Source organism: Streptomyces cylindrosporus, from assembly GCF_022698165.1.
In the GTDB taxonomy this organism is placed as follows: domain Bacteria; phylum Actinomycetota; class Actinomycetes; order Streptomycetales; family Streptomycetaceae; genus Streptomyces; species Streptomyces cylindrosporus.
On the sequence record NZ_JALDAY010000007.1, the window covers coordinates 490,881 to 502,366 of the forward strand.

At 71.2% G+C, this 11,486-nt stretch carries 10 protein-coding genes; 7 read left to right on the forward strand and 3 right to left on the reverse strand.

The window, feature by feature from the left end; translation table 11 throughout:
• Positions 1-2: 2 nt before the first annotated feature.
• Complete coding sequence (locus MQP27_RS24970) at positions 3-1,025, reverse strand: alpha/beta hydrolase (RefSeq protein ID WP_372511298.1); 1,023 nt, start codon at positions 1,023-1,025, stop codon at positions 3-5.
• 128 nt (positions 1,026-1,153) lie between these two features.
• Here MQP27_RS24970 and MQP27_RS24975 point away from each other — a divergent pair, with 128 nt between their 5' ends.
• Positions 1,154-1,984, forward strand: coding sequence for an acyl-CoA thioesterase (locus MQP27_RS24975; protein ID WP_242767644.1), 831 nt, complete (start codon positions 1,154-1,156; stop codon positions 1,982-1,984).
• On the forward strand, positions 1,981-3,015 hold the full coding sequence (locus MQP27_RS24980) for an NAD(P)H-dependent amine dehydrogenase family protein (RefSeq protein ID WP_242767645.1): 1,035 nt from the start codon (positions 1,981-1,983) through the stop codon (positions 3,013-3,015). Before MQP27_RS24975 ends, MQP27_RS24980 begins: the two co-directional genes overlap by 4 nt.
• 153 nt (positions 3,016-3,168) lie before the next feature.
• Here the strand turns inward: MQP27_RS24980 and MQP27_RS24985 are convergent, their stop codons facing one another.
• A complete protein-coding gene (locus tag MQP27_RS24985) occupies positions 3,169-4,323 on the reverse strand; it encodes a thiolase family protein (protein WP_242767646.1) in 1,155 nt (384 codons plus the stop codon).
• 99 nt (positions 4,324-4,422) lie between these two features.
• Here MQP27_RS24985 and MQP27_RS24990 point away from each other — a divergent pair, with 99 nt between their 5' ends.
• Positions 4,423-5,190: an SDR family NAD(P)-dependent oxidoreductase gene (locus MQP27_RS24990; protein WP_242767648.1), complete on the forward strand. Its 768-nt coding sequence runs from the start codon at positions 4,423-4,425 to the stop codon at positions 5,188-5,190.
• Positions 5,191-5,212: 22 nt separating this feature from the next.
• On the opposite strand, the gene MQP27_RS24995 is transcribed toward MQP27_RS24990, so the two are convergent.
• Positions 5,213-6,259 (reverse strand): LacI family DNA-binding transcriptional regulator, encoded by a 1,047-nt coding sequence (locus MQP27_RS24995; RefSeq protein WP_242767649.1) that lies wholly within the window; start codon positions 6,257-6,259, stop codon positions 5,213-5,215.
• Positions 6,260-6,473: 214 nt separating this feature from the next.
• Between MQP27_RS24995 and MQP27_RS25000 the strand changes: the two genes are divergently transcribed.
• Genes MQP27_RS25000 through MQP27_RS25015 form a run of 4 tightly spaced genes read left to right on the forward strand, consistent with a single transcriptional unit; the run spans position 6,474 to position 11,448 of the window.
• Positions 6,474-8,390 (forward strand): glycoside hydrolase family 127 protein, encoded by a 1,917-nt coding sequence (locus MQP27_RS25000; protein ID WP_242767650.1) that lies wholly within the window; start codon positions 6,474-6,476, stop codon positions 8,388-8,390.
• A 31-nt stretch (positions 8,391-8,421) separates the two neighbouring features.
• Positions 8,422-9,666, forward strand: coding sequence for a sugar ABC transporter substrate-binding protein (locus MQP27_RS25005; protein ID WP_242767651.1), 1,245 nt, complete (start codon positions 8,422-8,424; stop codon positions 9,664-9,666).
• Positions 9,647-10,642, forward strand: coding sequence for a carbohydrate ABC transporter permease (locus MQP27_RS25010; protein WP_372511304.1), 996 nt, complete (start codon positions 9,647-9,649; stop codon positions 10,640-10,642). Before MQP27_RS25005 ends, MQP27_RS25010 begins: the two co-directional genes overlap by 20 nt.
• A 44-nt stretch (positions 10,643-10,686) precedes the next feature.
• On the forward strand, positions 10,687-11,448 hold the full coding sequence (locus tag MQP27_RS25015) for a carbohydrate ABC transporter permease (protein ID WP_242767826.1): 762 nt from the start codon (positions 10,687-10,689) through the stop codon (positions 11,446-11,448).
• Positions 11,449-11,486 lie beyond the last annotated feature (38 nt).

An 11,486-nucleotide genomic window follows, 5' to 3' on the forward strand; every position in this document is an offset into this window, starting at 1 on the left:
GGTCAGACCGCCAGTCCGTGCAGGAGGTCGATCACGCGGGTGGGGTCCTCGGGGCCGAGGTGTCCCGCCCCGGGCACGTTGTGGACGGTGAAGCGGTTGTCCGGCGTCAGGGCGTCGGCCTCCGCGATCATGCGGTCCTGGAGCGCGGTGGCGACCGTGCGGTCCTTGCCGAACCGCAGATAGGTGCGCGGGATCCGCCCCCAGGTGTCGGCGCGCCCGACGGCCCGGTTGTCGTAGACGGTCATCGACTCGTCCGTCTGCAGGCCCTCCAGCACCCGCAGGAACGCGACGTCGGAGTAGTCCGCGCAGATCATCTCCTTGAACACCGCGAGCGCCTTGCGGTCGGAGGTACGCCAGTTCAGGCGCAGCACGCCGAGCTTCTCCGGGTCGCCGATCATGTGGTCCACCGGTGTCACGGCCTGCCTCCCCTCGGGGGAGTCGGAGCAGGCGTTGACGGAGGGCATGCTGCGGCTCGGGCAGAAGGCGGCCATGTAGCAGATGTGCGCGAGGAGTTCGGGTACGGCGTCGCCGACCCGGCTCACCGAGGCGCCGCCCAGACTGTGCCCGACGAGCACCACGGGCCCGCCCAGCCGTGCGGCACGGCGGACGACTCCGGTGACGCGTCGCTCGAAGTCGTCCAGGGTGAGGGCGGCGACCGGGGACGGCTCGGTGGCGAGGGCGCGCAGGTCCTGGGTCTGGTACGACGCGGGCACGAACCGCTGCTCCCCGTGCAGGGGTTGGTCCACGGTGACGACACGGTGGCCGCGCAGCGTCAGCTCCCGCCCGATGGCGGTCCAGAAGGCGCCGGCGCTGTGGGTGCCGTGGACCAGGACGTACGTACGGGTCCCGGGCCGCCCGTGCCGCCGGCTCCCGGCGCGTTCGTCCGCCCGGGCGACCGGCACACCGAGACCGGCGGCGAGTCCGACGCCGCCGACCCCGGCCCCGAGGCGCAGCGCCTGCCGCCGCGAGGGCGTAGCGGCAGAGGACTTGGTTCCACTGATGTTCTCGTTGTCAGCCATGTCCACGACGCTACGGAGGCCCCGATCGCCTCGACATGGCCCTGCACACCCGACCGACGGTGTACCTACCGCCACCCGAATCCCCTGTGAGAGTGACATTCTCGTGCACGAAGATTTCCATTACCCTCGCTGTCATGCCACTTGCCGTGAGTGAACTCTGGGACGATCTCCTCGACTGCCTCGACCTTCGGGCGAAGGACGAGGGAACCGGCCTCGTCTACGAGGCGCGCAACCAACGACTCGGCTATCACCGCGTGTTCGGCGGGCAGTTGCTGGCCCAGTTCGTCCGGGCGGCGCAGCTGAGCTGCCCGGACAAGGGCGTCAAATCGCTGCACGCCCTGTTCGCGCGGGCCGGCCGGCCCGAGGAGCCCGTGCGTTACGAGGTGGAGCGCCATCACGACGGCGGGTCCTTCGCCGCGCTGACGGTGGTGGCCCGGCAGCCGAAGGGCGCGGTGGCGACGGCGTCGGTCTCGCTGCACGCCGCGGAGGACGGTCCCGACCACCAGGCGGCCCCGGACGTACCGGGCCTTCCCGGCCCGGAACACCGCACCGACCTGCCCCCGATCCCGTGGGAGACGCGCACCACCGCCGACCTGGACACCGCGCTGCCGGAGCCGCCCGAGTTCGACGTGTGGATGCGCACGCCGGCGGCGGAGCCGGAACTGGCGCCGGCCCTCGTCTCGTACGCCACCGATCTGACCCTCATCGGCACCGCCCTGCGCCCTGTCGCGGGCGTCACCCAGCACGACTCCGGGAAGGCGTTCGCCTCGGCCGTCACCTCGCACACGGTGTGGTTCCACCGGCCCTTCCCGGCCGACGAGTGGCTGCTGCTGCGCCAGCACAGCCCGGTCCTGGCCCACGGCCGCTGCTTCGGCCGCGGCGACGTCCTCACGGAGCGGGGTTCGCTCGTCGCGTCCTACGCCCAGGAGGCGCTGCTGCGCTTCACCCGGGAGGCGGCGTCATGACGGCGGCGCTCCGGGTCGCGCAGTGGGCGACGGGCACGATCGGTGCGCGGTCGCTGCGGGCCGTCATCGAGCATCCCGGCCTCGAACTGGCAGGGGTGTACGTGCACTCCGCCGCCAAGGAGGGCCTGGACGCGGGCGAGTTGTGCGGGACGGATCCGACGGGTGTCACGGCCACCGCCGACATCGAACGGGTCCTGGAACTGGGCGCGGACTGCGTGCTGTACATGCCGCTCGAATGCGATGCCGACGAGGTGTGCAGGCTGCTGGAGTCGGGCGCGAACGTCGTGACGACACGGGGCGAGTTCCACCACCCGGGCAGCATGGATGCCGACCTGCGCAAGAGGGTGGAGACGGCGTGCGAGCGCGGCGGCACCTCGATCCACAGCACGGGCAGCAGCCCCGGCTTCATCACCGAGGCGGTCCCACTGGTCCTGACGTCGATCGCGCGACGCGTCGACTCCCTGACCATCGAGGAGTACGCCGACCTGTCCCAACGCACCTCCCCCGAGCTGCTGTTCGGCGTGATGGGCTACGGACTCGCACCGGCCGCGTTCGCCGAGGAGCGGCTTTCCCAGGCACGGACCAGCTTCGGCCCCTCGCTGCGCCTGATCGCCGAGGAACTGGGCATACCTCTCGACTCGTTGGAGGCGACGGGAGAGTTGGCGACGGCCCGCGGCCAAGTCCGCATAGCCGCAGGCGAATTGGCCCCCGGCACGGTGGCCGCGCAACGCCTCACGGTCACCGGCCTGCGCGCGGGCCGCCCCCTGCTCCGCTTCCGCGCCACCTGGTACTGCACGACCGACCTCGACCCGGCCTGGGACCTCCACGACACCGGCTGGCACATCTCGATCGAGGGCGACGCGCCCCTCGACGTCGGCCTGCGCCTGCCGGTCCCCCTGGACCGCATGGCCGAGATCTCACCGTCGTACACGGCGAACCGGGCGGTCAACGCGGTGCCGTTGGTGTGCGCGGCCACACCGGGAATCCGAACGACGATCGATCTACCACAGGTCGTGGCCAAGCTGGCTTGACCGACTCCGGGTGACGACCGGACACCGAGGCGATCTGGGCCGCGGACCTCGAAGCCGCGAAACGGCACAGTCGGCGTCTCGAACCCCTCCATGTCCGGTTCAACGACACCGCCGGCAGGATCTTCGCTTCGCTCTTCTGAGCCGGGCCCCTCCCTACGGCGCCGCCACCTCCACCACCATAGCCGACCCCATCCCCCCGCCCGCGCACATCGACGCGACCCCAATTCCCCCGCCCCGGCGGCGCAGTTCGTGTGTCAGGGTGACGAGCATGCGGGCGCCGGTGGCGGCGACCGGGTGGCCCAGGGAGCAGCCGCTGCCGTTGACGTTGACGTGGTCGGGGTCGAGGTCGAGGCGGCGGATCGCGGCCACGGTGACGGAGGCGAAGGCCTCGTTGATCTCGTAGAGGTCGACGTCGGCGGTGGTGAGGCCGGCCCGGGCGAGGGCCTTGGGGATCGCCTTGACCGGCGAGAGCCCGGTCTCCGCGGGGTCGACGCCGACGGAGGACCAGGATCGGACGGTGGCCAGCACGGGCAGGCCCTCGGCCGCCGCCGTGCCGTCGCTCGCCACCACCAGGGCCGCCGCCCCGTCGTTGCCGCCGCAGGCGTTGCCCGCGGTGATGCTGAAGCCCTCGATCTCGGGGTGCAGCGGCTTGAGCGCGGCGAGCTTCTCCAACGACGTGTCCCGGCGCGGGTGTTCGTCGACGGAGAAGAGCCCGTACGGGGTCTCGACGGGCACGAGTTCGGCGTCGAAGCGGCCCTCGTCGATGGCGCGTACGGCGTTGCGGTGCGAGCGCAGGGCCCAGGCGTCCATGTCGGCGCGGGAGATGTCGGCGCGTCGGGCCACGTTCCAGCCGATGGTGATCGACATGTCGTTGCCGGGGGCGTCCGGCTGCTCCGGATGGGTGGGCGGCATCCAGGGTTCGACCCATTCGCCGTCCACCCGGAAGGCGGACTTCGGTGCCGTGGAGGCCGAGTTGACGCCTCCCGCGATGACGAGGTCGTCCATGCCGGAACGGACGGAGGCGGCGGCGCCGGCGACGGCGGAGAGGCCGGCGGCGCAGTGCCGGTTGAGGGCGAGGCCGGGGACCGAGGTGAGCCCCGCGGTCAGGGCCGCGTGCCGGGCGAGGACCCCGCCGCCGTAGAGGCCCTCGCCGAGGATCACGTCGTCCACGCGGTCGGGGTCGAGCCCGTCCGCGGCGGCGCCGACGATGTGACGGGCCAGGTCGAAGGCGCTGGTGTCGCGCAGGGTGCCCTTGAACGCGGTGCCGACGGGGGTGCGCAGGGCGGACACGATGACTGCCTCGGGCATGAGGGTCTCCAACTCGGCGGGCCGGACGGGATCACAGCAGAGAGCGAGAATGCTACTCTCGCAATACTAGAACCATGTATCCCTGGGAGGGGAGTCGCGATGCAGGTTCAGGGGACGTCCGCGCTCGTGGTGGGTGGGGCCGGCGGCCTGGGCGAGGCCACGGTCCGCCGGCTGCACGCGGCGGGCGCGGCCGTGGTCGTCGCCGACCTCGCCGACGAGAAGGGCAAGGCCCTGGAGGCGGAGCTGGGGATCCGGTACGTCCGAGCCGACGCCACCGAGGAGGCCGACGTACAGGCCGCCGTCGCCGAGGCGGAGACCCTCGGCCCGCTGCGCGTCTCGGTGGACACCCACGGCGGCCCCGCGACCGGCGGGCGCCTGATCGGCCGCGACGGCGAGCCCCTCGACCTGGCCGGCTTCCGCCGCACTGTCGACATCTACCTGACCGGCGTCTTCAACGTCATGCGCTTGACCGCGGCGGCGATGGCCCGCCGCGAGCCGGTCGACGAGGACGGCAACCGGGGCGTCATCGTCAACACGGCGTCCATCGCGGCGTACGAGGGCCAGATCGGTCAACTCCCGTACGCCGCGGCCAAGGGCGGGGTCGTCGGCATGACCCTGGTCGCCGCACGCGACCTGTCCCCCCTGGGCATCCGCGTGGTCACGATCGCCCCCGGCACCTTCCTCACCCCGGCCTACGGCAAGGCGGGCGACCAACTGGAAGCGTACTGGGGCCCGCGGATCCCCCACCCCCGCCGCATGGGCCGCTCCCCCGAGTACGCGGCCCTGGTCCAGCACATCTGCGAGAACGACTACCTCAACGGCGAGACCATCCGCCTGGACGGGGCGCTGCGGTTCCCGCCGAAGTGACCCTCGACCGGCCCCCGGCGCCTCACGTCGACTCCCGCACCACCAGCCGACACGGCACCGTGTGCACCCCCGCCACCGGCCCCTCGTCGATGGCCTCCAGCAGTTTCAGCGCGGCGATGCGGCCGATCTCGCCGAGGCTCATGTCGATCGTGGTGAGGGGCGGGCGGCAGGCCAGGGCCATGGTGTCCCAGTTGTCGTAGCCGACGACCGCGATCCGGCCGGGCACGTCGACGCCCCGTTCGCGCAAGGCGTCGGCCACGCCTCGGGCGATCTGGTCGTTGCCGCAGAAGACGGCGTCCGTGTCGGGCGCCGTACGCAGGACCGCGTCGGCGGCCCGGCGGCCCCAGGCCTCGCTCCACTCGCCGAAGTGGACGCGCCCGGTGGCGAGTTGGAGTGACGAGCGCTCCAGCAGGTCCACGGCGTGGCGGGCCCGGTCGCGGGCGGCCGCGTGGTGTTCCGGGCCGGTGACGTGGGCGATCCGGGTGCGGCCCGTGGCTATCAGGTGCTCCACGGCGAGATGGGCGCCACCCCGGTCGTCCGAGGCCACCGAGGTGTCGGACGGGTCGGTCGAGGGGGACAGCGCGTAGACGATCGGGATGCCGTCGACGCCCTGGAGGGGCGGGCGCGGGTCGGTCCGGCGGCCGGTGACGATGATGCCGTCGACCCGGCGGTCCATGAGGTTGCGCAGGTGGTGCTGCTCGCGAATGGTGTCGCCCCGGGTGTCGCAGAGGAGCACCGAGATCTTTCCGGCGCCCAGCGCGTCCTCGGCGCCCAGCAGGACGGGCGTGCTGAAGCGGCCGATGCCGTCCGTCGTCATCAGTCCGACCGTCCAGCTGCGGCCCGTGTGCAGGCTCTGCGCGTGCTGGTTGGGCCGGAAGCCGAGAGCCTCCACGGCGTCCAGCACCCGCTGCCGGGTCTCCGGGCGCATCCGGCCGCTGCCGCTCAGCGCCTTGGAGGCCGTGCCCACGCTGACGCCGGCGAGCGCGGCGACATCGGCGAGCTTCGCGCGACCGGCGGGGGCGGAGGCGGCAGAGGGAGCTGCGGGGGAACGCGGCGCGGCTTCGGTCACGGGCAATCCTTTTCTCAATCCGGCTGCGTGATGTCCCGTTGCGGTTGTTCGACGGGTCGACCCGTCCATGGTCGCAGGCGGTCACGGTAAGCACCAGACCCTCAGCGAGGCAAGAAATCTTCTGCACCACCCTTGACCGTGATTCCCCGCTTCCCCTCTACTCGTCGGCGAGGAAAACGATTGCCCATTTGGTTGCTCACACCCCCGGAGAGCCATGCCCCGCACCAGCTCCCTCCCGCCCTCCCCCGGCCCCGTCCACCCGGGCCCCGACGCCCATGTCGCCCTGCGCCCCGCCGTCGCCGAGGTGACCGACGGCTTCTGGCACAGCCGCCGGGACGTCAACGCCCGTACCTCCATCCCGCAGGGCCCCGGTCTGCTGGAGTCCGCGGGCAATCTGCACAACCTGCGCCTGGCGGCGGGTGCGGCCGAGGGCGAGTTCCAGGGCGCGTACCCGTTCGTCGACACGGACGTCTACAAGTGGCTGGAGGCGGCGGCCTGGCAGCTGGCCCAGGGGCCCTCGGCGCGGCTGGAGTCCGACGTCCACCGGATCGTCTCGCTGGTCGCCGCCGCCCAGCAGCCCGACGGGTATCTCAACACCTGGTTCCAGCTGGTCAAGGGCGGCGAGCGCTACCAGGACCTGCGCTGGGGCCACGAGCTGTACTGCGCGGGCCATCTCATCCAGGCGGCCGTGGCCCATCACCGGGCCACCGGACGCACCGAACTCCTCGACGTGGCCCGCAGGTTCGCCGACCACGTCGACTCCGTCTTCGGGCCGCCGGGCAGCGGCAAGGCGATCGACGGCATCGACGGCCACCCGGAGATCGAGACCGCCCTGGTCGAGCTGTACCGGGAGACCGGCGAGCGCCGCTACCTCGACCTCGCCGGGTACTTCGTGGACCGGCACGGCCACGGCCTGCTCGGCGGCGAGGCCTACTGCCAGGACCGCGTCCCGGTGCGCGAGGCGACGAACGTCGAGGGCCACGCCGTACGGCAGTTGTATCTGCTGGCCGCGGTCGCCGACCTCGCCACCGAGACCGGGGAGGCCGAACTGCGGTCCGCGGCCGAGCGGTTGTGGCGGGCCATGACCACCACCAAGACCCACATCACCGGCGGCCTGGGCGCGCACCACGACTGGGAGGACTTCGGCGACCCGTACGAACTGCCCAACGAGCGCGCCTACTGCGAGACCTGTGCCGCCATCGCCTCGGTCCAGTGGAGCTGGCGGATGGCCCTGCTCACCGGCGAGGCCCGCTACTCCGACCTGATCGAGCGCACCCTCTTCAACGGCTTCCTCGCGGGCGTCTCCCTCGACGGGGAGAGCTGGCTGTACGTCAATCCGCTCCAGGTCCGTGACGGCCACACCGACCCCGGCGGCGACCAGTCGGCCCGCCGCACCCGCTGGTTCCGCTGCGCCTGCTGCCCGCCCAACGTCATGCGCCTGCTGGCCGGCCTGGAGCACTACCTCGCCACGAGCGACGACGACGGCCTGCAGATCCACCAGTACGCAAGCGGGCGTTACATCTCCGGCCCCGTCGCCGTGCGCGCCGAGACCGACTACCCCTGGCACGGCACGATCGCCCTCGCCGTCGAGGACACCCCGGCCGACCGCCCCTGGACGCTGTCCCTGCGCATCCCGCAGTGGTGCCGCCACTTCCGGGTCCGGTGCGGGGACGAGACGTACGACTCACCCGTCGTCGAGGACGGCTGGCTGCGGCTGGAGCGGACCTGGGCGCCGGGCGACCGGGTCGTGCTGGAGCTCGCCCTCGAACCCCGGCTCACCGCGGCCGACCCGCGGGTGGACGCCGTGCGCGGGTGCGTGGCGATCGAGCGGGGGCCGCTGGTCTTCTGCCTGGAGCAGGTCGACCACCCCGGCGGCGGCCTGGACGACATCGTCCTGGACACCACCCGCCCGCTCGCCGTGAAGCACCGCCCCGACCTGCTCGGCGGGGTCACGACGGTCGTGGCGGCCGGGCGGCGGCGCGCCGTCCCGGACGCGGGCTGGTGGCCGTACACCACCGCCGACCGGGCCCCGCGGCAGGACGGCGATCCCGTCGAGCTGACCGCCATCCCCTACTACGCCTGGGCGAACCGCCAGGACGGCGCGATGCGCGTCTGGCTGCCCACCTCCTGAGCCCCTCCCTCTACGACAACGAGGTCACCCCGTGATACCCACCCGCCTTACCCTCCTCGCGGCCGTCGCCGCCGTCGGCACCCTCGCATCGCTCACCGCCTGCGGGGGCGGCTCCAGTTCCTCCGACTCCTCCGGCTCCGCCGGCGGGTCGTACACCTTCTGGGACCCGTATCCGCAGTTCGACGCCTCGTCGGCCTGGGGGAAGCTCGTCACCTCGTGCGGGACCAAGGCGGGGGTGAAGCTGAAGCGGACCGCGTACGACACCACCGACCTCGGCAACAAGGCCCTGCTGGCCGCCCAGCAGGGCAACGCGCCGGACGTCATGCTCGTCGACAACCCGGTCGTCTCCACGCTGGTGGAGGCGGGGATCCTCAACAAGACCAGCGACCTCGGTCTGGACACGTCGTCGATCCAGAAGAACATCATCGGCGCGGGGACGATCGACAACGCCTCGTACGGAGTGCCGATCGGCGCCAACACGCTTGCGCTCTACTACAACAAGAAGATCCTGACCGCGGCGGGCGTCGACCCCGCCTCCGTCAAGGACTGGAACTCCCTGACCGCCGCGCTGAAGAAGGTCGAGTCTGCCGGGAAGAAGGGGATCACCTTCTCCGCGATCAACACCGAGGAGGGCAGCTTCCAGTTCCTGCCCTGGTTCTGGGGCGCGGGCGGGGATCTTACAAAGCTCAACTCCGCCAAGGGAGTTGCCGCCCTGTCGCTGTGGAAGCAGTGGGTCGACGAGGGGTACGCGCCCAAGGACGTGCTGCAGAACACGCAGACGACCAGCTGGCAGGAGTTCGCGACCGGGGACTACGCGTTTGGCGAGAACGGCACCTGGCAGCTGGGCAACGCGGACAAGGCCGGCTTCGACTACGGCATCATCAACATCCCCGGGCAGAACGGCGGTTCGGCGCCGGTACCGACGGGCGGGGAGTTCGTGACCGTGCCCGTGCAGAAGGACACCGGGCGCTACGACGTCAGCAAGAAGATCGTCACGTGTCTGACGAGCGACGCGAATCTGCTGCCGACCGACACGACGTTGCAGTACGTCGCGCCGACGGCTGCGGTGCAGGCCGAGCAGGTGAAGCAGAACCCGAAGCTGAAGCCGTGGGTGTCTGCGGTTGCGGCTGCGCGGGGGCGGACCAGTGGGGGGCTGGGGACCAAGTACCCGACGATCTCGCAGCCGATGTGGACGGCTGTGCAGGCGGCGTTGTCGGGGAGCAAGAGTCCGCAGGATGCGATGGATGCGGCGCAGGATGCGGCGGGGAAGGGGTGAAACGGTGGCTGTGAATCTGCGGGCCGGTGGGGGCTTGTCGCGCAGTTCCCCGCGCCCCTATCGGGGCGCTGTGCAGCAGGGAGTTGGCTTGTCCCCCTCTCTTCGGCGTCGACTGACCGCGCTTGCCTTCCTTCTCCCTCTCCTCGGCTATCTCGGCGCCTTCTACCTCTATCCGCTCTACCGCAATCTCGACCTGAGCCTGCGTGACTACACCGTGCGGTCCTTCGTGGCCGGGGACGCGCCCTTCTCCGGATGGGACAACTTCCGGACGGTGCTGGACGATCCGACCTTCGGGCCCGCCATGCGGCACACGATGGTGTTCACCTTCGTTTCGATCGCCTTCCAGTACGTCATCGGGCTCGCCCTCGCGGTCTTCTTCAACCGGCACTTCCGGCTCGCGCCGACCCTGCGCGCGCTGTTCCTGATTCCGTGGCTGCTGCCGCTGATCGTGTCGGCGTCGACGTGGTCGTGGATGTTCAACAGCGAGTCGGGGGTGGTGAACTACTTCCTGCACTTCTTCGGCGTCGATCCGGTCGGCTGGCTCACCTCGCCGGACTGGGCGCTGACCTCGGTGATCGTCGCGAACATCTGGATCGGCATCCCGTTCAACCTGGTCATCATCTACAGCGGGCTGCAGAACATCCCGGGCGAGCTGTACGAGGCGGCGGCGCTGGACGGGGCGGGCGCCTGGCAGCAGTTCCGGCGGATCACCTTCCCGCTGCTGCGGCCGGTGTCCGCGATCACCCTGCTGCTCGGGCTGGTCTACACGCTCAAGGTGTTCGACCTGATCTGGATCATGACCAAGGGCGGCCCGGGGGACTCCTCGTCGACGCTCGCGACCTGGTCGTACCAGCTCGGATTCGGCACGCTGCTGCCGAAGTTCGGCCCCGGGGCGGCGGTCGGCAACATCCTCATCCTCATCGCGCTCGTCTTCGGGCTGCTGTACATCCGGGTGCAGAGGAGGCAGGAGGCGTGAAGTCACGTGGCTACACCCTGACCGGGCTCGTCCTCACCGCGCTGATGCTGTTCCCGGTGTACTGGATGCTGAACGTGTCCCTGACCCCGCAGCAGGACATGCGCAAGGATCCGCCGGATCTGCTGCCCTTGCATCCCACCTTCGAGGGCTACCGGGCCGTCCTCGACGACCAACTCCCCTACCTGGGCACCAGCCTGCTCATCGGCCTCGGCACGGTCGCCCTCACCCTCCTGATCGCGGCCCCGGCCGGCTACGCCCTGGCCAAGCTCCGCCCGCGCGGCGGCGGCGCGCTCGGCCTGGCCCTTCTCGTCGCGCAGATGATCCCCGGGATCGTCATGGCGATGGGCTTCTACGGCATCTTCCTCGACCTCGGCCTGCTCAACTCCTGGTGGGGGCTGATCATCGCGGACTCGACCATCGCCGTGCCGTTCGGCGTCATGATCTTCACCGCGTTCATGTCGGGCATCCCCGGCGAGCTGATCTCGGCCGCCCGGATCGACGGCGCCGGCAGCTGGCGCACGTTCCGGTCGGTCGTCCTCCCGCTGAGCCGCAACGCCCTCGTCACCGTCTCGCTGTTCAGCTTCCTGTGGGCCTGGTCCGACTTCGTCTTCGCCACCACCCTCGACGGCGGCGGCGATCTGCGGCCGATCACCCTCGGCATCTACAAGTACATCGGCAACAACAACCAGGAGTGGAACGCGATCATGGCCACCGCCGTCGTCGCGTCCGTCCCCGCGGCCGTCCTGCTCGTGCTCGCCCAGCGCTATGTCGCGGCAGGCGTGACGGCAGGCGCCGTAAAGGACTGAACCCCCGGTCCGACACCGCTCAGTCCCCCCTTCCCTCT